The 21,114-nt window shown below is 33.7% G+C and carries 16 protein-coding genes; 8 read left to right on the top strand and 8 right to left on the bottom strand.

Annotated features, from left to right (window positions below; all coding sequences use genetic code 11):
* Both FLAPXU55_RS05340 and FLAPXU55_RS05335 read left to right on the top strand, forming a co-directional pair.
* A complete protein-coding gene (locus FLAPXU55_RS05340) occupies positions 1 to 1,341 on the top strand; it encodes a dihydroorotase (RefSeq protein WP_180856875.1) in 1,341 nt (446 codons plus the stop codon).
* A gap of 9 nt (positions 1,342 to 1,350) precedes the next feature.
* Positions 1,351 to 1,839: a DUF4296 domain-containing protein gene (locus FLAPXU55_RS05335; RefSeq protein ID WP_180856874.1), complete on the top strand. Its 489-nt coding sequence runs from the start codon at positions 1,351 to 1,353 to the stop codon at positions 1,837 to 1,839.
* A 3-nt stretch (positions 1,840 to 1,842) separates the two neighbouring features.
* Here the strand turns inward: FLAPXU55_RS05335 and FLAPXU55_RS05330 are convergent, their stop codons facing one another.
* Complete coding sequence (locus tag FLAPXU55_RS05330; RefSeq protein ID WP_180856873.1) at positions 1,843 to 2,844, bottom strand: NAD-dependent epimerase/dehydratase family protein; 1,002 nt, start codon at positions 2,842 to 2,844, stop codon at positions 1,843 to 1,845.
* Between the two features lie 153 nt (positions 2,845 to 2,997).
* On the opposite strand from FLAPXU55_RS05330, the gene tyrS reads away from it, so the two are divergent.
* Together tyrS and FLAPXU55_RS05320 are read left to right on the top strand one after the other, a co-directional pair.
* Positions 2,998 to 4,293, top strand: a complete 1,296-nt coding sequence (gene tyrS / locus FLAPXU55_RS05325; protein ID WP_180856872.1) for a tyrosine--tRNA ligase — start codon at positions 2,998 to 3,000, stop codon at positions 4,291 to 4,293.
* A 147-nt stretch (positions 4,294 to 4,440) separates the two neighbouring features.
* On the top strand, positions 4,441 to 4,785 hold the full coding sequence (locus FLAPXU55_RS05320) for a hypothetical protein (RefSeq protein WP_180856871.1): 345 nt from the start codon (positions 4,441 to 4,443) through the stop codon (positions 4,783 to 4,785).
* A 39-nt stretch (positions 4,786 to 4,824) separates the two neighbouring features.
* Here the strand turns inward: FLAPXU55_RS05320 and FLAPXU55_RS05315 are convergent, their stop codons facing one another.
* From FLAPXU55_RS05315 to FLAPXU55_RS05300, 4 genes are all read right to left on the bottom strand, one after another.
* Positions 4,825 to 5,805: a LuxE/PaaK family acyltransferase gene (locus tag FLAPXU55_RS05315; protein WP_053472485.1), complete on the bottom strand. Its 981-nt coding sequence runs from the start codon at positions 5,803 to 5,805 to the stop codon at positions 4,825 to 4,827.
* A 159-nt stretch (positions 5,806 to 5,964) separates the two neighbouring features.
* Positions 5,965 to 6,303, bottom strand: coding sequence for a T9SS type A sorting domain-containing protein (locus FLAPXU55_RS05310; RefSeq protein WP_053472555.1), 339 nt, complete (start codon positions 6,301 to 6,303; stop codon positions 5,965 to 5,967).
* A 106-nt stretch (positions 6,304 to 6,409) separates the two neighbouring features.
* Positions 6,410 to 7,597, bottom strand: a complete 1,188-nt coding sequence (locus FLAPXU55_RS05305) for a hypothetical protein (RefSeq protein WP_053472486.1) — start codon at positions 7,595 to 7,597, stop codon at positions 6,410 to 6,412.
* 200 nt (positions 7,598 to 7,797) lie between these two features.
* Positions 7,798 to 10,605 (bottom strand): TonB-dependent receptor, encoded by a 2,808-nt coding sequence (locus FLAPXU55_RS05300; protein WP_180856870.1) that lies wholly within the window; start codon positions 10,603 to 10,605, stop codon positions 7,798 to 7,800.
* A gap of 233 nt (positions 10,606 to 10,838) precedes the next feature.
* On the opposite strand from FLAPXU55_RS05300, the gene FLAPXU55_RS05295 reads away from it, so the two are divergent.
* The 3 genes from FLAPXU55_RS05295 (at position 10,839) to FLAPXU55_RS05285 (ending at position 14,291) form a co-directional block, all read left to right on the top strand.
* On the top strand, positions 10,839 to 11,522 hold the full coding sequence (locus tag FLAPXU55_RS05295; RefSeq protein ID WP_012022635.1) for a response regulator transcription factor: 684 nt from the start codon (positions 10,839 to 10,841) through the stop codon (positions 11,520 to 11,522).
* A gap of 225 nt (positions 11,523 to 11,747) precedes the next feature.
* Complete coding sequence (locus FLAPXU55_RS05290; RefSeq protein WP_180856869.1) at positions 11,748 to 12,833, top strand: sensor histidine kinase; 1,086 nt, start codon at positions 11,748 to 11,750, stop codon at positions 12,831 to 12,833.
* Positions 12,834 to 12,995: 162 nt separating this feature from the next.
* On the top strand, positions 12,996 to 14,291 hold the full coding sequence (locus FLAPXU55_RS05285; RefSeq protein WP_180856868.1) for a porin: 1,296 nt from the start codon (positions 12,996 to 12,998) through the stop codon (positions 14,289 to 14,291).
* A gap of 133 nt (positions 14,292 to 14,424) precedes the next feature.
* Here FLAPXU55_RS05285 and FLAPXU55_RS05280 read toward each other — a convergent pair whose 3' ends face one another.
* From FLAPXU55_RS05280 to FLAPXU55_RS05270, 3 genes are all read right to left on the bottom strand, one after another.
* Complete coding sequence (locus FLAPXU55_RS05280) at positions 14,425 to 15,501, bottom strand: glycosyltransferase (protein WP_180856867.1); 1,077 nt, start codon at positions 15,499 to 15,501, stop codon at positions 14,425 to 14,427.
* A 289-nt stretch (positions 15,502 to 15,790) separates the two neighbouring features.
* Positions 15,791 to 16,360, bottom strand: a complete 570-nt coding sequence (locus tag FLAPXU55_RS05275) for a hypothetical protein (RefSeq protein ID WP_180856866.1) — start codon at positions 16,358 to 16,360, stop codon at positions 15,791 to 15,793.
* Between the two features lie 63 nt (positions 16,361 to 16,423).
* Complete coding sequence (locus FLAPXU55_RS05270; protein WP_180856865.1) at positions 16,424 to 19,855, bottom strand: hypothetical protein; 3,432 nt, start codon at positions 19,853 to 19,855, stop codon at positions 16,424 to 16,426.
* A 196-nt stretch (positions 19,856 to 20,051) separates the two neighbouring features.
* Here FLAPXU55_RS05270 and FLAPXU55_RS05265 point away from each other — a divergent pair, with 196 nt between their 5' ends.
* Positions 20,052 to 21,113: a helix-turn-helix domain-containing protein gene (locus tag FLAPXU55_RS05265; RefSeq protein ID WP_180856864.1), complete on the top strand. Its 1,062-nt coding sequence runs from the start codon at positions 20,052 to 20,054 to the stop codon at positions 21,111 to 21,113.
* Position 21,114 lies beyond the last annotated feature (1 nt).

The following is a 21,114-nucleotide window of genomic DNA, read 5'->3' as shown; positions in this document are numbered from 1 at the left end:
ATGAACAGGATTTTAATAAAAAATGCCAAAATTGTAAACGAAGGATCTATTTTTGACGGAGATGTTTTGATCGAAAATGACTTAATCGTTGAGGTTGCAGACAGTATCAGTCTAAAAACATCAGACTGTATTGTAATTGATGCCGAAGGAAGTTATTTAATGCCGGGTGCAATTGATGATCAGGTTCATTTTAGAGAGCCGGGATTAACGCATAAAGGTGATATCGAATCAGAATCGAGAGCTGCGATTGCAGGAGGAATTACTTCTTTTATCGAACAGCCAAATACGGTTCCCAATGCGGTTACTCAGGAAATATTAGAAGATAAATACCAAATTGCTGCCGAGAAATCATTTGCGAATTATTCGTTTATGATGGGCGCAACAAATGATAATCTGGAAGAAGTTTTAAAAACAAATCCAAAAAATGTTGCCGGAATCAAGATTTTCTTAGGTTCTTCAACAGGAAATATGCTGGTTGACAAGGAAGAAACTCTGGAAAAAATCTTTTCAAGTACACCAATGTTAATTGCGGTGCATTGCGAAGATGAAACTACAATTCAGAACAATTTAGCAGAATTCAAAGAAAAATACGGTGAAGATATTCCGGTAACGGCGCACAATTTAATTAGAAGTGCAGAGGCTTGTTATCTTTCGTCTTCAAAAGCGGTGGCTTTGGCGAAAAAAACGGGAGCAAGACTTCATATTTTTCACCTTTCTACGGCAAAAGAAATGGAATTGTTTACTAACAAAATTCCATTAGAAGATAAAAAAATTACAGCTGAGGTTTGTGTACATCATCTTTGGTTTACCGATGAAGATTACAAAACAAAAGGGAATTTCATCAAATGGAACCCTGCTGTAAAAACTGAACATGACAGAGCCGAACTTTGGAAAGCTTTAAATGACGGCCGAATTGATGTTATTGCGACAGATCACGCACCGCATACTAAAGAAGAAAAATTACAATCGTACTTAAAAGCACCTTCTGGAGGTCCGCTTGTACAGCACGCTGTTGTGGCAATGTTCGAATCACATCACCAGGGAAAAATCAGTGTGGAGAAAATCGTGGAGAAAATGTGCCACAATCCTGCTAAAATTTTCAAAATCGAAAAAAGAGGTTTTGTTAAAGAAGGTTATTTTGCCGATTTAGTAATTGTAAATCCAAGTTTGCCATGGAGTGTAAAACCAGAAAATATCCTTGCAAAATGTGGATGGTCGCCTTTTGAAAATTATACTTTTAAATCTAGAATTACGCATACTTTTGTAAACGGGGAATTAGTTTACAATAACTTTAAAGTAAAAGATATCCGCGCCGGAAAACGATTATTGTTTGATAGATAAAAAGCTGAAATGAAGAATTGTTTAGTAATACTATTGGTTTTGTTTCTTTCTGTAAGTTGTAAAAAGGACGTTGTAAAACAACCTGCAAAACTTATTGAGAAAGATAAGATGATTGATATTATGTATGATTTGTCTCTTCTGGAAGCAATGAAATACCAACATCAGGAATTGTTAGATTCTACAGAAACAAGCCCAACGAAATTCATTTTAAAAAAATATAAAGTGGACAGTCTTCAGTTTGCTCAAAATAATATGTATTATGCCGCAGATTATGAGAACTACAAAGATATGTTTGATGAAGTAGGCAAACGATTAAAAGTAGCCGAGAGAGCTGCAGATTCTCTTGTTACTATCGAAAATAAAAAAGCAGCGAAAGAAGCTAAAAAGAAACTTAAGGAAACTTCAAAAACTCCGAAGGATTCAATCAAAAAAAGTTCAAAACAACAAATAAACCTCGATTCGATAAGACGACAAATGAAAAAACCACCTAGAAGATAAGGTTTATAGTTTCGAAATGTCTTTTATGTATTGATGTACATCTAAAAAAACCGTTCCAAGAGCGGTTTTTATTTTTTCATTAGAATACAGATTTTTAGAATAAGATGCTTTTGCAGTCGCTTTTGTAATAGTTCTTTTTTGAAAAAATAAAGGCGAAAATATTCCGTCGACAATCCAAAGCAAATTCATTAAAAAAGGTTTTGCATGAAGATGCGGTTTTTTGACTTTTAAAACATCGGCAATGGTGTCCAGAATATCCTTAAAAACAACATTGTCTGTAATCAAAGTAAAACGCTCGTTTTTAATATCACTTTTCATTAACTGATGCATTGTTTTTACAACATCATCAATCGAAATAAAACCAGTACTTCCGAGTGTGTAAAAAGGAAGTCCGTTTGCGACTTTTACATACAATTCTGCACTTCCCTGCTGTTTACTTTTTGTTTTCGGAATTGGACCTAAAATAACGCCCGGATTTACGATAATTACATCTAAACCTTCCTGATGCGCACGCCAGACTTCCATTTCTGCACCATATTTAGAAATAGCGTAATCGCTGTGTGGTTTTTCCGGATTCCAGTCGGTTTCTTCGGTAATATAAGTTTCATGCGGGGCTAAATCGCCAAGAGCGGCAATAGAACTCACAAAACAGAATTTCTTTATTCCTCTGGCAAGAGAAAAATTAACCATATTGGCTGTTCCTTCAATATTGGTTTTTCGAAGTATTTCTTCATCTGTGGGATCAAAAGAAATAAAGGCAGCGCAATGGTAAACGTAATCAATATCATTAAAAGCAATTTCCAGAGAAGGAACATCTAAAATATCGGCTTCAAGCCATTCTATTTTTTCAAATAAATCATCTTTTTGATACAATTCAAAAACCGATTTTGTTTTTTGAATATTGCTTTCGGTTCGGTAAATAGCCCGAACATTTTCTCCATTTTCAATTAAATGAAGCAATAAATGTGAGCCCACTAAACCTGTTCCGCCAGTTACTAATACCATTTTGTAAAGATAAGTTTTTTGGTTTTTGCCACAAAGGCACAAAGGCGCAAAGTTTTTTTGTTTTTTAATAATATTGGCGCCTTTGTGCCTTAGTGGCATAAGTTTTTGATATTGCCATTGCCATTGATTATATTTGCGCAAAATATTTTAAAAATGAAGAATCTAGTTGAAGAATTAAAGTGGCGCGGTTTATACCATGATAGCATGCCAGGAACGGAAGAACAATTGCTAAAAGAGGTAACGGCGGCATATATTGGTTTTGATCCAACGGCAGATTCGCTGCATATTGGCAGTATGGTTCAGATTATTTTATTGGTTCATTTAAAGAATTTTGGTCATCAGCCAATTGCCCTTGTGGGCGGCGCGACCGGAATGATTGGTGATCCTTCTGGAAAATCTGACGAAAGAAATTTGTTGAACGAAGAAACTTTGGCTAAAAACGTGGCTGGAATTAAAAGTGTTCTGTCTCGTTTCTTAGACTTTAATTCAAAAGAAGCAAACGCTCCAATTATGGTTAATAACTATGACTGGATGAAAGAATTCTCGTTTATTGATTTTGCCCGTGAAGTTGGAAAACGTATTACGGTAAATTATATGATGGCGAAGGATTCTGTTAAAAAGAGAATTAACGGAGAAGGTGAAGGAATGTCTTTCACAGAGTTTACTTATCAATTAATTCAGGGATACGATTTTTATCATTTATATAAAAACAATAACTGCCTTTTGCAAATGGGAGGTTCTGACCAATGGGGAAATATTACCACGGGTACAGAATTAGTACGCAGAATGGGCGGAGAAAGTGCAAAAGCTTTTGCATTGACAACGCCATTAATCACAAAAGCTGACGGATCTAAATTTGGTAAATCTGAAGGTGGAAATGTTTGGTTAGATGCTGATAAAACTTCTGTTTACAAATTTTACCAATTTTGGGTAAATGCTACAGATGTTGATGCAGAGAAATATATTAAAATCTTTACTTTCTTAGATAAAGAAACTATTGATGGTTTAATTGCTGAACATCAGGCAGCGCCGCATTTAAGAATTTTACAAAAGAAACTAGCTGAAGAAATCACGATTTTTGTTCACAGTAAAGAAGAATTAGAAAAAGCAATTCAGGCTTCGAATATTTTATTTGGAAATTCTACTGCCGAAGATTTGAAACAGTTAGATGAAGCGACTTTCTTAGAAGTTTTTGACGGAGTTCCTCAAGCTGAAATCGCAAAAGCAGATTTAGAAAATGGATTGGATATTATCTCAGTTTTAAATGAAAAAACAGGTTTCTTTAAATCAAACGGAGAGGCGAGAAGAGCTTTAACAGCGAATTCTATTTCTGTAAACAGAGAAAAAATTAAAGAAGATTTTGTTTTGAGTACAAATGATTTGATTAACAATCAGTTTGTATTGTTGCAAAGTGGAAAGAAAAATTATTTCGTAATTAGAGTGATTTAAGTGTTTAATTGGTTAATTGTTTAATCGATTTCTGAAAGTTAGAACATATTATATAGATCCCAATAGTTTGAAAGAGCAGTTGGGATTTTTATTTTATATTATATCCAACTGATATTTTTAGTATGTTTATCACTTAAAAATAAACTTATGATAGGAATTATATTTATTTATTGGATTTGGAAATCGTTTAGCGACTTAGCTACTGAATATAATAAGAACAAATGGACTTATGCGCTTATTGGGTTAGCGTCTTATTACGGAACTACTCTTGTAGCAGGTTTTATATATGGAGCTTGTGTCTTTTTTATTAATGGTGTGGATGGTGTAAATGACGAAAATTATAATAGTATCGGATGGAATCTGCTTTTCGTTCTTTTGGGAGGACTAGCATGTTATGGCGTTTACAGTTTATTAAAAAGCAAAGGCGAGAAAGAAAGAGAATTGTCTAGAAAAGAAGGAATAGATAGTATTGGCGTAACGGAAGAAAATTAGTTTTTTTAACTGTTTAGTCGTTGATTCGGTTAACCGATATTAAAGAACCATTAAGTTACAACCGCGAATATCAGAATTATCAAAACGTCCCAATACTTCAAAAGAGTTGTTGGGATTTTTTTTGCCTAAATCCTGCGTTGCAATAAAAGAACAGGAATTGATATTAGCTAAGTCAATTACGTTTATTCCTCCGGTTTTTCCGTCGTTTACGTAAGTGAGAGCATCTTCGGGATCACGAACTAAAATGTGCATCCATGACGGACATTCAAAAACACCTTCACCCAAAGAATAGGCTTGTGCTAAAAGTTCTGTCATTCCGTATTCTGAATGAATAGAAGAAACACCAAAACCTTTACAAAGTATTTCGTGAAGTTCTTCGCGAATCATTTCCTTGCGTTTTCCTTTCATTCCTCCGGTTTCCATAATAATGGTATTTTGAAGATTGAATTGATGTTTTTCAATCAAATCTAATAAGGCATATGTAACACCAATTAAAATCACATTTTGACCCGCTTGGTCTAATTCAGTCAGCTTTTTAATTAAGTCGTCGTGATTGTGTAAATAAAAGCCGCTTTCGGGCTGATTGGATAGCTTTATCAAGTCTTCGACCATATAAATAAGCGAAGATCCCTCACGCTCTAAATAAGACGGTAAAAGGGCTAAAACAACATAATCTTCGATATTGCCGTAAAATTGAGAAAATCCTTTGCGGTAACTTTCCTCATATAGGGAAACATCGGTCACTAAATGTCGGCTGGTAATCATTCCAGTTGTACCGCTGCTGGTAAAAGTTACCTGAGCAGGGTTTTCATTAGAAACCACATCGTGGCTTTTGAAAAACTGAATAGGTAAAAAAGGAATTTGCTGTAATGATTTTACCTGCTGAACATCTGTCTTTAAAAAATCACAAAAATCGCGATATACGGCATTGTTAGCGTATTGAAAGCGAAACACTTTTAATGCTGTTTTTTCAAATTGTTTATGGCTTGAAATCGTAAATATATCGCTGGCTGTAATCAAAACTTTTTTTGTGCAAAGATATTTATTTTTTGGTGTTCAGTGTTCAGTTTTTTGGTGTTCAGTCTAATTTCACATTTATAAGCTTTTACAGAAACTGAATACTAAAAACTGAACACTGCAAACTATAAAAAAAGCTCCCAAAAAGGAGCTTTTTTTATATTATCGGATAATTAATTTTCGGGTTGAGGAGGAGTTTTGTTCGCTTATTTTTATGATATAAACGCCTGGAACTAAATCTGCAACGCTAAGTTCTCTGGAAGCTAAATGCGTCTGCAGTACTTTTTTTCCTAATATATCAAAAACGATTATTTCTTTCTCCAGATCATTTTTAGAAGAAATATATACTCTTCCGCTGGTAACAGGATTAGGGTACAAGCTTAGTCCCTCAATACCCGTAGCGTCTTGAGTTTTTGGTAATTGCTTACTGTCTTGTGCCGAGACACTTACAGTAAAGAAAAAAGCCAATAAGAATGTAATATAAAAGTAGTTTTTTGCCATCGCATTTATTTGTGTAAGTAAATATACAAAAAAAATTACAAAAACTACGCCAAAAAAAAACATCCTAATAATTTAGGATGTTTTTAACAATTTTATGCGGTATGTCTTATTTGATCAAGTTTGTTCCGTCAACTGTAGCCCAGTTTCCTGTAGTCAATGAAGCTCCAGTAGCTGTAGTACTTGTTGTAAAAGTTCCAGCTGGGAAAGAAACTGTAAATGTATCAACACCAGCAACAGGAATTACGTTTGTAGTATTGCTAATTTTAACATTTAAAACTTTGATTTTTCCAGTGTTTACCTGGTGTGTATTTGTTGCAGCATCTAAGATACTTACTACGCTACCTTTGTAAGTTGTAGTTCCAGTTGTAAAGTTTCCGTAACCATCAACAATAATGTTGCTGTATTCTCCGTTACCTTCTCTTTTGAATTGGAAAGCATCAACTTGGTTATCTCCAACTTCAGGAACGTTTCCAGCTTCTCTTTTTAAAGTAATGTTAGTAACTTTTGGTCCGAAAGCATTGTCATTTGCAGAAGCTTCGATTTCCATTCCGTAGTTTCCTTTTCCTGTTTGGTAAGCATACCAGTTTGTATTAGCAGTACCTTGCCATCCATCTTGCCAGTCGAATGCATCATCATAGTTTCCGAAAGAAATAGCGTTTGTCATACTTACAGTTCCTCCGAAGAATTCGAATCCGTCATCAGCACCTTTGTAAGCTACTAAGTGATCTAAAGTTGTTCCTGATCCTACTGAATAAAAAGTAAAAGCATTGTTTTCTTTTTGACCATCAGCTAATTTAGATCCAGCATATTCAACTCTTACATAGTTTAATGAACCACCATTGTGAGTTGCATTAGTTCCTCCGTAAGAAATATTGTTTCCGTCTTCTGAAGTTGAAGAAGTTCCTCCACCAGCAACTTTTGCAGGAGCATCACCGTACATGATGATTCCTCCCCAAGAACCTGGAAGTTTAGATTTTTCTGTAAATACAACTGGTTTGTCAGCAGTTCCGTTGATGATTAATTTTCCACCGTTTAAAACAACTAAAGCATTATCTCCAGTAGCTTTGTCTATAGTGATTGTAGATCCTGCATCAAAAGTTACAGTTACACCAGAATTAATTTTTACAATTCCTTTTAAAGTGTAGTTACCGTAAGCAAAAGTTTTGTTAGCAGATATTGGACCTGTAATTTCTCCAGTTGCAGGCGGAGTAACAGGAGTAGGATCGTCACTACTAGAGCAAGAATTTAAAAATAAACTTGTAGCAAGGGCTAAAGCAAAAAATTTAGTTTTCATAATTTGTGTGTTGTATTATTTCGTTTTTATAATGCCAAAATTAATTGGTTAATCTCTTTAAGGCGTTACCTGAACATTACATTACGGTTACCAAAAATTAATTAAAATGTGAAGAGAATGTTAAGCAGGATTTTTGATTTGTCTTTTAAAATAAAAAGGCTCCAGATATCTGGAGCCTTTTATTTGCGATATGTTGTGTATTAAAACGTGTATCCTAATTTTACAGAAAAACCAACACCTCTTTTATAACTGTTAGCCAATAAAGATGGTTCGTCAACTTTTACAGTTCCGTTGTTTCCAAATTCTAATTTTCTTACTGGATTTAATAAGTTATCAGCTGTGAATTTTACATCAAAGTGTTCTGAAATTTTACTTCCCCAAACAAAGTCCAATTGTGATACAGGTAATTCATAAGTATTGTCCTGACCGTTTGTACCTACTGCGTAAATTCTTTTTCCGAATACACCATAAACAAGTGACATTGTGTTTGTCCAGTCTTTAGCTAAATTGAATTCATACTTCAAATCAGAATTAATTAACCAGTCTGATGCACCTTGTAAAGATCTTGTCTGGTGTGTTTCGATTGAATTTTTAACCGTAACCAAACCGTCTTCGTCCTGAGATTCGTAAGTTTTTGCAACATTTACTTTTGTAGACATAACAGAAGCGTTTAATCCAAAAGAGAAATGCTGTAAGCTTTCACTTATTCTGTTTAACCCTAATAAAAATTCAACTTCAGCTCCAAATAATGTTGCGTTATCTGAATTTAAAAATGTAGTTACAGTTCCAGATGTTGCATTAGCAATAAACGTTCTTTCGATAGGATTGTCGATATATTTTCCGAATACTCCAAAAGTCAACATTTCTTTAGCAGTTGGGAAAACTTCGTACTTTAAATCAACATTATAGTTATCACTATTTTTCAATAAAGAGTTTCCTTGAGTCGAAGTATTATCTGCATTGATGTATGATATTGGGAAAGATTCCATTACAACCGGTTTTGTATAAGTTTTACTTGCTGCAAAACGAATGTTTGATGTATCGTTTAAAAGATACTTCAGGTTTAACGATGGTAAAACATAAAGGTTGTTGTATTTTTTTAATTTGAAAGGATCATCAAAAGAACCTAAAGTTCTGTAGTATGTTTCTTTAATAGTACTTTCAACTCTTACACCTCCATTAAGTTCAAATTTCTCTGCAAATTTCAAGAATAAGTTTGCGTATCCGGCATTTGCACTTTCATTCAATTTTACTTTGTAAGTAGTGTTTGAACTTTCGTTAAAGAAAACGGCATTGCTGTTAATGTCATTTGTAATTTTTGTATCAATATTATTTATATCTGTTGATGTAAAAGTTCCGCCATTACTAGCAACAAATCGATAAGAAGATTCCATTTTAGAAACATTTCCGTTATAACCAACTGTCAATTTGTTTTGTTTTCCATCTTTTCCAAATTTCAAGTTGTATTCTAATAATCCAGAAACAAATACATTTCCATCTACATCTAAATACTGACGTAAGAAGTTGTTACCACCATAAGAAGTGTTAATTTGATTTTCACTTTCCTGAGTTCCTGAGAAAAACTTTCTATCAGGTTGTCCGTATTTTGTATTTGCATAAGATACACCACCTTTTAAAGTTTGGTTTTTATCTTCTGTCAAACTATATTCTCCTAATAATTGAGCATTTAAATAATCTGTTTTATCCAATTGGTTAGTACGGATAAAGTTGTTTTTAACTCCATTGTTGCTTAAAACACCGTATTGGTCTAAAATTGAGTTTAATGTTGTTTTTAAATACAAAGTATTAAAAGCTAACTTAAATCTTTCAGTGGTGTAATTTACTCCAACTAATGCAGATGTACTAGTTTTTAAACGGTATTCAGTATTAACAAAATCATTATTGTATTTATCACCAAGAGTTTGAAGTGTTCTGCTTACACCTTCTCTAACAGCATAACTATTGTCGAAATTAAGAGACAATAAGTATGAAATGTTACGATCATTGCTTAAGTCAAATTTTTCTGCATGAAGAAAATTGAAACTAGAGTTTAATGGGCTTTTTGTTTTACTTACATTAAAACCTTTATCATTGCTTACAGAGTTTAATGCCTGATCTTGTGTAAAAGTTGTTCTACCGGCAGTTTCTCCTAAAAAGCTTGGCAGCTCTCTGTCTTTTCCGTTAAACCCAAAAAATCCTGCAGCAGAATCTGCATCAGCAGAAAGCAAGAAATCTTTAAAACTGTTTCCAGTAGTATATCCTGCACCAATATTTATTTTGGTAATGTTTTTAGAAACCTTTGAAGTTTGAATGTTAAAAGTTCCACCAGCAAAATCTCCATAAATATTTGGGTTAAATGTTTTGTATACATCAATAACACCTACAATGTTTGTTGGAAACAAATCAAGAGGAACAATTTTTGAGAAAGGGCTGTTTGACGGAACAGCAAGATCATTGATCAATAAGTTGTTGTAACGATCTTCCAGACCACGAACAAATATACCTCTTGATCCTACTTTTGTAATTCCTGTTACTTTTGTTAAACCTTCTTCAACGTCACTAACACCTTTTCTGGACATTTCCTGTGCACCAATACTTTGTTTGATAACAACAGCATTTTTTTGGTCTAATAAAAGAGCAGTTTCTTTTTCTTTGTTTGCTGTAGATTTTACAACAACATCTTTAAGAGTAAAACTTCCAGAAGAAAGTATTTGATTTATAACTACAGTTTCACCTGCTTTTACAGTAACCGGAGCTTCTTTAGTTTCATATCCTACAAAACTAAAAATGATAGTATAGTTTCCAGGATTTACATTCAACGAATATTTTCCGTCAATGTCAGTATTAACGCTAATATTTGTACCTTTAATTAAAACATTAGCAAAAGGTAACGCTGCATTGTTCGATTCTTTGTCAGTCAGAACTCCAGAAATCGTACCTTTGTTTTGCGCGATCGAAATCGTACAGATAAATAATGCAATAAATAGAAATCTTAAATTGAATTTCATTTGTGTGTTGTGTTTAATTTATTTTTGTGCAAAGAAAGAACCGCCCTGTAAAGTTCATGTTACGGACTTGTTATGTTTTTGTGTTGTTAAGATTATGAAATTGTTATGAGATTAAATTACGGTTAACACCAATTTTTAACCGTTCATTTGTTAGTATATTTACGCTGTGAAATAAAAAACATCGAATAAATAATTAAGAATATTTGATGTAAAAATCTCAATTTTTGCTATTTATGAAAAAAACACAAACTAAGATTTTATTAGTTGACGACGAACCGGACATTTTAGAAATCGTTGGCTATAACCTCGCTCAGGAAGGCTACCAGATTGTTACTGCTTCTAATGGAAAAGATGCTATAGCAAAGGCTCAGAAAGAATTGCCGGAATTAATTATCATGGACGTGATGATGGCAGAAATGGACGGGATGGAAGCTTGTGAGCACATCAGAAAAATTCCTGAGTTAAATAATGTTATCATAACATTCCTTACGGCAAGAAGCGAAGATTATTCGCAAGTAGCTGGTTTTGACGCAGGTGCTGACGACTATATTACAAAGCCAATCAAACCAAAATTATTAGTGTCTAAAGTAAAGGCTTTGTTAAGAAGGTTAAAAGAACAAGAAGTCGTTACAGATACTATAAATGTTGGCGGAATCGAGATTAACCGCGAAGAATATAAAATCATAAAAGGCAATGTCGAAATTGCTTTACCAAGAAAAGAATTCGAATTATTTTATTTATTAGCTTCAAAACCAGGGAAAGTTTTCAAAAGAGATGAAATCCTTGATAAAGTTTGGGGAAATGAAGTTGTAGTAGGAGGAAGAACAATCGATGTTCACATCAGAAAACTGCGTGAAAAAATAGGAGAAGACCTTTTTAAAACCATAAAAGGTGTTGGGTATAAATTTGAAGTTTAAAAATTCTATATAAATTTGAACCATATAAGTTATATAAGTTCATTTAAATTATAGTGTACATACTTTTGTATTAAAATTATCTTTGTCAAAGTTCTGAACTTTGGCAAAGATTTACTTTTTTACATTGTTTTGTAATCCAAACAAATAAGCTTATTTTTAAATGAACTTATATAACTTATGGTGAAAAGAATAAGCTCTTAATGGTTTTATATTTTAAATATATCAATGAAAATCAATTTTAAAAAAACATACAAATTTGCTATAAAATCGGCATTGTATATCAGTCTTTTCTCGACAGGATTTGTACTGATTTTGATGTCGTTATTGTATAAAAATCAGTTAAAACACCAAATTGCATTTGGAATTATTTTCATAATATCCATTTATATATTCTCCTTTTTGGTTTTACAATATCGTGTAGAACGATTTATTTATCGAAGAGTAAAGAAAATTTACGATGAGGTTTCGTTATTAGAATCCACAACACTAATCAACCAGCCTATAACGACCGATATGGAAACACTTTCGCGGGAAGTGAAAAAGTTTGCAACCGATAAAAAACTCGAAATCGAAATGCTCGAAATTCGTGAACAATACCGCAGGGAATTTCTGGGTAATGTTTCGCACGAATTAAAAACACCTTTATTTACCGTTCAGGGTTATGTTTCGACTTTACTTGACGGCGCAATGGACGACAAACACATTCGAAAAAAATATTTAAAACGTGCCGAGAAAGGAGTAGAACGTCTTATATATATAGTTGAAGATTTAGATATGATTACCAAACTGGAGTCTGGTGATTTAGATTTAAATATGACTGATTTTGATATCGTTGAACTGATTCAGAATGTTTTTGATTTATTGGAAATGAAAGCCGATAAAAAGAAAATAAAATTGGCTTTTGAAAGCAAAAATGTACAGTCGGTAATTATTCGCGGCGATCAGGACAGGATCCAACAGGTTTTAGAAAACCTGATTGTCAACTCCATTAAATATGGAAAAGAAGGCGGTTTGACCGAAGTGGGAGTTGTAAACCTAACCAAGAAAAAAGTGTTAATTCGTATAAGTGATAATGGAGAAGGAGTTGAAAAACAAAACATTCCTAGACTTTTTGAACGTTTTTACCGAGTTGACAAAAGCGGAACCCGTTCTGAAGGGGGTTCTGGTTTAGGTTTAGCCATTGTAAAGCACATTATTGAAGCACATAAAGAGAAAGTTTATGTAGAAAGTGAGTTCGGAATTGGTTCAGAATTCTCTTTTACGCTTGAAAAAGCATTTAAAATACAAAAAGCCGACGTTAAAAAATTGTAAGTTCATTTTTGCTGAAAGCCCTAAAACAAGGGTTTTAACAATAAATAAACATACGATTTTAGTCGATAACATTAAATTTTTATTATAGTAACATCTGGTTAATGATTTCTTAACATAGGTGATCCATCTTTGCATCCTGAAATTAAGGGAATTAAAGAACTAATGATAAAAAGAAAAATATTAGCCGTTTTAATGCTGATTACTTGTGCTGCAAATGCACAGGAAATAAACAAACAGGAAGTAAAAAATGAAGTACTTCGTATTTTAGATTCCATCAACAAAGCAAAACTTCCGGAAACTAAATCCGGAGGAGGAGTTGAAGAACACTGGTATGACAGAATCTCTTTAAGAGGTTATGCTCAAATTAGATACAACGGACTTTTTTCTACAAATGATAAAGTTTCCTGCGAGCAATGTGATAAATCCTGGGGAACAACTTCAACTGCTCCGGATGCAAAAGCAAACAACGGACTTTTCATTCGCCGTGCCCGTTTAGTGTTTTCTGGACAGGTTCATCCAAATGTATTTTTCTATTTTCAACCCGATTTTGCCAGTTCGCCTGTAACTGGAATTCAGAATTTCGTGCAAATCCGAGATCTTTATTTTGATCTTTCTTTTGATAAGAAAAAAGAATACCGCGTTCGTGTTGGGCAGAGTAAAATTCCATACGGATTTGAAAACATGCAGTCAAGTTCACAGCGTTTAACTTTGGATCGTGCCGATGCCATAAACAGTTCAATAGCAAATGAACGTGATTTAGGAATGTTCTTTTACTGGGCTCCAGCCGAAATTAGAGAGCGTTTTGCCATGTTAGTAAAAGACGGATATAAAGGTTCTGGAGATTTTGGAGTATTTGCGTTTGGAGTTTATAATGGACAAATTGCTAATAAAATAGACGGAAACAGAGATTTAAATGTAGTAGCCAGAGTAACGTATCCATTCGTAATTGGAAATCAGATTATCGAACCGGGAATTCAGGCTTACACAGGAAAATGGGCATTTACAGGAGAAATTTCTAATGGAGTAACTGTTGACGATCCGCAGTATGTGAAAGACCAAAGACTTGGAGCAACGTTTGTTTTATATCCAAAACCATTCGGAATCCAGACAGAATATAATATAGGAAGAGGCCCGCGTTATAATACGTTAACCAATCACGTTGATGAAACTGATTTAAACGGAGGTTATGTTTTATTAAACTATAAATGGGACATCAAAAAACAGCATATTTATCCTTTCGCCAAATTTCAATATTATGACGGAGGAAAAAAATACGAAAAAGATGCCAGAAGTTATGTCGTAAGAGATTACGAATTTGGTGTTGAATGGCAGCCAATTAAAGCTTTTGAACTAACAGCAGAATACGTAATCGCCGACAGAACTTTTGAAGACAGTGCGCTTCCAATAAACAGACAACAAGGAAATGTATTGCGATTACAAGCGCAGTTCAACTTCTAAAAAATAAAAATAAAATCCGTGTTAATCAGCGACTTTGCGAAAGCAAATCAGTTTAATCAGTGTCTAATTTTCGACGCAGATTATACAGATTCACTATCGTGAAAACGCAGATTGACACGGATTTTTTTATTTTTTATAAATGATCTTCAAAAACACTAAATAATAAGTCCCAGTCTATTTCATTTTTAAATTGAGACAAACCTTGAAACGACTTTACCTTTGATAAATCTTCAATCGTAAAGTCGTCTTGCATTGCATACGGTACAAGATTTTCTTCCTGAAGTTTTACCGCCAGATATTCCTGTTCATATTGTCCCGGCGTAGGAATAAAAAAAGCTTTCATTCCTAATTTAGCCAAATCCATAACAGTGGTGTAACCAGAACGGCAAAGCACAAATTCACTTTCGTTAAAAGTCTGCTCTAACTGTTTTGAATTCATGAAATTATAATAGGTAACATTTCCAGCTTCCCATTTTTCCTGGGTTTTCTCCACAATTCCCTGTACAAAAACAACCTTACCATTAAATTTTGCAGCTTCTTTTTGCAGTTTCTCATCCAGAAAAGTACGCTGAGGTTCAGGTCCTGATAAAATAATCATCAAGTCATAAATCTTGGGCGTTTCCTTTTTCTTCATTCTGCTCAAAGGACCAATATATCGTAGGTTTAGTTCATCTGTTTTAAGATGTCCCAAGTCTCCCGTAAGATTCACTTTATCATTAGAATCTGGAACCCAGCATTCGGTATATTTTTTTATAAAATGCTGATGGCATTTACTCGTAAACCAAGTCGTATTTCCCGTCATGACATTCAATTGATGCGTCATAAAAACAGAAGGCACTTTTTTGCTGAAAACACCCAGTCGATTATCAGAAATAATTCCGTCAATACCATGTTTTTTAATCCAGCCGTTCACCATTTTCTTTTCATCTAAAATGGCCGTAATCATTTTCGGAAGATTTTTAATCAGCTTCCATTTAAAGTTTTTACCATTCTTAGCATATTCAATATGATAAGAAGGCAGCTCCAGAGTTTGAATGTATGGAAATTCCTTTCGTAATAAAGCCAGCGCAACACCGTCAGAAGCAATAATCGGAATAAAATTATTTTCTTGAAGCGCCTTAATTATAGGAATACATCTCGTTGCATGCCCAAGTCCCCAATTTAATGGAGCAACTAATATAGTTTTGTTAGCAGAATAATCAATGCTCATAGTTTTTAACGCTTTTAAAAAACGAAGATAGATAAATATGTTTTTTATGTTATTTCGCACACATTACTAAATTATTAACTCTACAGGTATCCTCAGGCTTTATTTTTCGTTAAAAAGAAGAAGAAAATACACCAATACAAAAAACAAAGTTACTTGTATGTTAAGATGCTAAGGTACTGAGATACTAAGGTTCTAAGTTTTTCTCAGCAAATAAAAAAGCCGAACGTAAGTTCGGCTTTAAAGTCTCATATCTTAGAAACTTAGCAACTCAGCATCTTAGTATCTTTCCTTAATCCTGAATATAAGTTTTGTTTCCGTTTTTATTAATATAGTATTTTCCGCCTTTTGGACCAGTATATACTTTTTTACCATTGTATTCTCCAGTAACCTTGTCTGGTGTTTTTGGAGCTTTTTCGTTGGTTTCTTTTACAGTTTTTGTAGCTGATTTTTTAGCAGCAGCGGCATCTTTCTTAGCCGTTTTACTTGCTGCGTCAGCATCGGCTTTTGCTTTTTTAGCATCAGTTTTTGCACCTTCAGCTTTATCAGAAGCTTTTTTTGCTTTAGCTGCTTCCGTTTTTGCACTTGCAGCTTCCTTTTTAGCTTTTGCTGCTTCCTTGTCTGCCGCTGATTTAGTTTTGGCTGCCGCATCTTTTTCCGCTTTCGCAGATGCGTCACTAGCTTTTGATGCTTCTTTTTTAGCTTTAGCAGATTCTTTTTTAGCATCGGCTTTTGCTTTATCAGCATCAGATTTTGCTTTTTTAGCTTTGGCTTCTGTTTTCGCCTTAGTGTCTTTAGTGTCCTGGGCGTAGAAATTAGTAGATAAAACTACTAAAAAACAAAGTAATAATAATTTTTTCATCTTGGTTATATTTTATAAATTCACATAAAATTAAGCAATTAATTCTTATGTTTTTGTTAAACATCAAAAATATGCACGAAGCTGAACATTTCCTGTATGTATCGTATTTCCAGTCTCACTTTTACGCCCCTGATAGTTTAAATTAACATCTAAAAAGGAAGTAATATTTTTCTGCAAAAGCAATTTCCAGACTAAATTCTGCCCCGCCTGTAATCCTTCAAGCATTTGAAAACCAACTGATGAAAACTCATTTCCCGTAAACTTATTTTCATAAAAAGAAAACTCGCCATTTACCGTTACCTTCTTTTCACCCGCAAAAGAAAACGAAGTTCCAAGTCGGTTTTGGACTAAACTTTCTTGATTTCCAATTTTGTTTTCCTTGTTTTGAAACTCATAAAAGAAATCCAGGCTCGTATTTTTAGAAAACAAATAACTGATTTTTGGCGCGACCTGATAGCCTTTTAAATCATAATTCTTTTCGACAAAATCCTCCGAAATCAAATCTGTTTTTATCGTTTTGGTAAACAAATTAAACAGCCAGCTTTTTTGGTATAAATGTGTATATTGCAATTGATGCGAATTATTTTTGACATTTTGGGAACCAATAGAAAGTAAATTTTTACCATTATTAATAAGGTAAGAATACGTAACAGAATGTTTTTGCTTGCCGCGATTGTAAAACAAACTATTTCTGAAACTGGAGTTTAAACCCAGAATATTTTCCTCAGAAGAATAAAACGGATTCAGCTCTAAACGATCGCCGTTGCTTCGCACTTTGCGATCCATAATAAACGAAGTCTGATTATAGAAATAAGAAAGCAATTTCTTCCAGCCCTTTTCATTCTGCCATTGCAGCGGATTCAGAATAACCGATTGTGAAAATTTATTCTGATTCGTTTTAATATAAATCTGATTCGGAAGAAAGATTCGAATATATTTCGCCTGATCCGGAAAAGCAGCAATTTCAAACTCTTCCAATTCCTGAATTCCGTTTCCGTTATAATCGTTCCAGGTATAAACACCTTGTCCCGTTGGAACTTCAACATAGGTAAATTCCTGTTGCGCAATAGTTCCCGAACTCGTTTCATAAGCCGTTCCTATCTGCATAAACTGATTAAAAAATCGGTCGTTATACAAAATTCTCGAATTTAACGAAGGCTCATTTTTTCTGCTCGAATCCGTAAAATCAAGATTTCGGTAACTCGCATAAACCGCTAAATCAGTCGTTTTATTCTGGATTAATTTTGACTTTAAAAAATACGTCTGCGAATTGTTTACATGCTGTAAAAGCCCATTTTGCAAACTATCATTTCTGCGCTGTAAATAGCCCAGTTCAACAAAAACCTTCGTACTGTCTCCGCGTCCAACAAAAACGCCATATTCTGAAAACCTTTGGCTTAAAGCCGAAAACTGATTGGTAACCTTATCTTTTTCCTGATTATCTTCAATTTGTAAACTTCCGCCAACCCAGTTTTTTCCAAAATGATATTTTGCCCGGGTTTGGTTTCTAATAAATTTCGAAGTCGAAGCTGTTGCATCAGAATTTAAAAAACTGCCCTGATTTTGAATCGTCCATTTCTTCAATTTAAACAAAGCCGTTGTCGTATGACGCGCTCCCGAATAACTTTCGGTAAAATCTAGTTTCTCAAATTGATACGTAAACAAACCAATATTGGAAGTTTCTTTCTTCGCAAATAAATCAAAATTAACGCCCGTAACCAATAAACTCTGATTGCCTAAAAGTGTCGAATTCAAATTCCAGTCGCGGTTAAACTCAATATTATACAAACGCTCAACTGATCTAAAATCTTTCTGCACAAATTGATAATTCGCAAAACCGTCCAGAGTCCAGTCTCTGGTAAAAAGACGTTTTTTAATATTCGTTTTAAAAGCAATTCCTTCATTGTCTGAATCGTCAATTCCTGAGAATAAATTTTTATCATTATTACTCATGGCGATTTCAAAGTCAACAAGCGTTTTTTCGTCAGGATTGTATTTCCCTAAAAAAGTCGCAACCTGAATTTTCATAGGCGCAACCAGCTGAACGATAGGTTCATAATTTCCCTGCGGAATACCGCCAACAGGCGAAACATATTCGTAAATTCTTTCCACAGAATTCGTGTTCTGAATACTATAATTTCCCAGATTATTACCAACAAGACTAAACTTTACATTGTACAAAACATCGGCAGAATTGTTGGAATATTCATAAACTTCAATCCCGTTTACAATTGTTTTTTTATATAATATTTTATTGTCGGCATATTTATCTTCATAAGCAGAAGGAGCCGTCATTTTAGTTGGGTCATCTCCAGCCTGACCCAAAATCTGAACTTGTTCTGTAGAAAGATTTTGCTGTAAAGGCTGATTTTTTAGGTCGTTTTCAGAATACAAATAACCGCCAAAACTCCAGCTTTTATTTTCAGTTGTGCCTCCGGCGTAGGTAACTAATCGGTTATAATTTCGTTCAGAATATTGATACTCCACATTAATCCTCATTTCTGAAGTAATAGGAAAAAGCGAAGTAAAAACAATTTCGCCCGCATTGTAATCAATAACATAATCGTTGTTTTCGCCGCGTTTGAGCAAAACACCGTTTACATAAACACGCTCAGAACCAGAAATGACCAAAACATACAATTCGCCATTTTGACCTTTTAATTTATAAGGACCCTGATTTCCTTCCTGACCCGTAAACGTACTTTTGGCATATTGCCCTTTTACAAACGAAACCGAAGCAAAAACATTAGTTTTACTTTTTTCTGTATCAAAATCAAAACTGGCAGAAAGTCCCTGAACTTTTTTATTGAAACTTAAAAATTGCGTTTTCCGATTCTCCAGAAAAACATCTCCCGCGCGAATGTTCCAGTCATCTGTAAAAAGTTCCATAAAAATATTATCAAACTGATCGAGTTTTTGAGAATAACCGCCATCTTGAAGCGGAATATTATTATCCTGAAGCGAAGCCCGAAGACTCACTTTATCTGAGATTTTCCCCGTAATCTGCAAATCCAGATTAGAATTTAAAACCGTACTTTGATTATTTCCAATCGTAACGCCGCGGGTAATACTTCCGGAAGTATTTAAACCATCAAAAGGCGTCACTTTTTTAGCATTGGCATTATCAATTTTATATAACTTTTCAGTTCCAACATCATTGCTTACAACCTGACTGTCTTTGTAAAGCCCGTATTCTTTAGTTAGAAAATCAGGATAATTAAGATAGTTGACAATTAAAGTATCAGAAACCGAAGTGAATTTTTCGTTTAAAAGAAGCGTTCCTTTTTGAAAATCAATTTTGTAAAAACTCGAATCAATAGGTTGATTTTTACTATTTAAAATTTCAAAAAAACTGGAATTTATGCTGAAATTCTCAAGACGAATTGTGTCTTTTACCGCAATTACTTTTTTTGTTTTGTACAGTGATTCCGTATCCTGCGCCATAAGCCCGGAATACCAAAAAAGCACCGCAAAAAACAGTAATTTTTTCAACATAAACATTTTAACTCTAAAAATTCAAAAGTAGTATATATAATCAAGAAATTACGAGGCTTTTATTTATTGGGAAACCAGCTGATTTTGAACTCAATCGCTTATTTTATACATGATATTTAATTATAATTTGAAGCAGAATTCTCATCACACATCAATCTTTTTTTTAGCTTTGTTCAGTATAAAACGAATTTAAAACATGGATACCGGCAAAGAACTTTTATTCTTTTTTAGTGCTTTGGGAGCTTTCAACGGAGTAATCCTGGGAATTTATTTTTTCTTTTTTACCAAGAAAAAATACCTGACCAATTATTTCCTTGGCGCACTTTTGTTTGCTTTAAGCATCAGGATTGGCAAGTCTGTATTTGTTTATTTTCATCCCGAATTGCCCAAAATGTATTTGCAGTTTGGGTTAACGGCCTGTTTTTTTATTGGCCCTTGTTTGTATTATTTTCTAAAATCGGCAGTGGAAGAAATCAATGTAATGCCAAAATCATGGAAATTTATTCTGTTGTTTTGGGGAACAATAATTGTTGCAGCCGGAATTTTATATCCGTATGAATATTATCCAGAACTTTGGAGAGGGTATTTTATAAAAATCATTTACTTTCAATGGTTTGTTTATATCATTTTTTCAGCCTTTACAATTAGAAGTATTATAAAGAAAATCACGAATACAAAAGAAAAAAAGACACCATCAGAAATGTGGTTCGGAATGCTTTTTCTGGGAAATTTTTTATTATTTCTTTTTTACTTTTTAGCCATTATGGGCGCTTCGGGAGCAACCTATATAAGCGGAGCTGTTGTTTTTTCTTTTATTTTATATCTGATAATTTCCATTCTTTTATACCGAAAAAGAACCGATGATTTGTTTTTACTGAATGTCCAGAAAATTTCGGGTAAAAAAATAGATTCGGCGGAAGCCATAATTATTTCCGAAAAACTGGAAAATATAATGAACGATAAAAGTTTGTATAAAAACCCGAATTTAAATTTGCAGGATTTATCCAAAGAAATTAATATTTCGAGCCATCAATTATCGCAGTTTTTAAATAACAATCTCGGAAAGAATTTTACCAGTTTTGTAAACGAATTCAGAATAAATGAAGCTTGCAGAATAATCACTTCAAGCGATAAACTGACTTTAGAATCTGTGGGTTACGATGTAGGTTTTAACTCGAAATCTACATTCTTCGCCGCTTTTAAAAAACATACTGGAACAACGCCGCTTAATTATCAGCTTCAGGCATTACAAACTTAAA

Origin of the sequence: Flavobacterium panici (assembly GCF_903819335.1) — a bacterium.
Classification (GTDB): domain Bacteria; phylum Bacteroidota; class Bacteroidia; order Flavobacteriales; family Flavobacteriaceae; genus Flavobacterium; species Flavobacterium panici.
The sequence above is the reverse complement of the archived record's forward strand: the minus strand, read 5'-3'. Positions and strand labels throughout refer to the sequence as shown.

Excerpts from the sequence above, each read along its gene's own strand:
- FLAPXU55_RS05320 (WP_180856871.1), top strand. The coding sequence starts at position 4,441 with ATGATAGGAATTATATTTATTTATTGGATTTGGAAATCGTTTAGCGAC.
- FLAPXU55_RS05295 (WP_012022635.1), top strand. The coding sequence starts at position 10,839 with ATGAAAAAAACACAAACTAAGATTTTATTAGTTGACGACGAACCGGAC.
- FLAPXU55_RS05340 (WP_180856875.1), top strand. The coding sequence starts at position 1 with ATGAACAGGATTTTAATAAAAAATGCCAAAATTGTAAACGAAGGATCT.
- FLAPXU55_RS05305 (WP_053472486.1), bottom strand. The coding sequence starts at position 7,597 with ATGAAAACTAAATTTTTTGCTTTAGCCCTTGCTACAAGTTTATTTTTA.
- FLAPXU55_RS05285 (WP_180856868.1), top strand. The coding sequence starts at position 12,996 with ATGATAAAAAGAAAAATATTAGCCGTTTTAATGCTGATTACTTGTGCT.
- FLAPXU55_RS05310 (WP_053472555.1), bottom strand. The coding sequence starts at position 6,303 with ATGGCAAAAAACTACTTTTATATTACATTCTTATTGGCTTTTTTCTTT.
- FLAPXU55_RS05330 (WP_180856873.1), bottom strand. The coding sequence starts at position 2,844 with ATGGTATTAGTAACTGGCGGAACAGGTTTAGTGGGCTCACATTTATTG.
- FLAPXU55_RS05265 (WP_180856864.1), top strand. The coding sequence starts at position 20,052 with ATGGATACCGGCAAAGAACTTTTATTCTTTTTTAGTGCTTTGGGAGCT.
- FLAPXU55_RS05335 (WP_180856874.1), top strand. The coding sequence starts at position 1,351 with ATGAAGAATTGTTTAGTAATACTATTGGTTTTGTTTCTTTCTGTAAGT.
- FLAPXU55_RS05270 (WP_180856865.1), bottom strand. The coding sequence starts at position 19,855 with ATGTTGAAAAAATTACTGTTTTTTGCGGTGCTTTTTTGGTATTCCGGG.
- tyrS (WP_180856872.1), top strand. The coding sequence starts at position 2,998 with ATGAAGAATCTAGTTGAAGAATTAAAGTGGCGCGGTTTATACCATGAT.
- FLAPXU55_RS05300 (WP_180856870.1), bottom strand. The coding sequence starts at position 10,605 with ATGAAATTCAATTTAAGATTTCTATTTATTGCATTATTTATCTGTACG.
- FLAPXU55_RS05290 (WP_180856869.1), top strand. The coding sequence starts at position 11,748 with ATGAAAATCAATTTTAAAAAAACATACAAATTTGCTATAAAATCGGCA.
- FLAPXU55_RS05280 (WP_180856867.1), bottom strand. The coding sequence starts at position 15,501 with ATGAGCATTGATTATTCTGCTAACAAAACTATATTAGTTGCTCCATTA.
- FLAPXU55_RS05275 (WP_180856866.1), bottom strand. The coding sequence starts at position 16,360 with ATGAAAAAATTATTATTACTTTGTTTTTTAGTAGTTTTATCTACTAAT.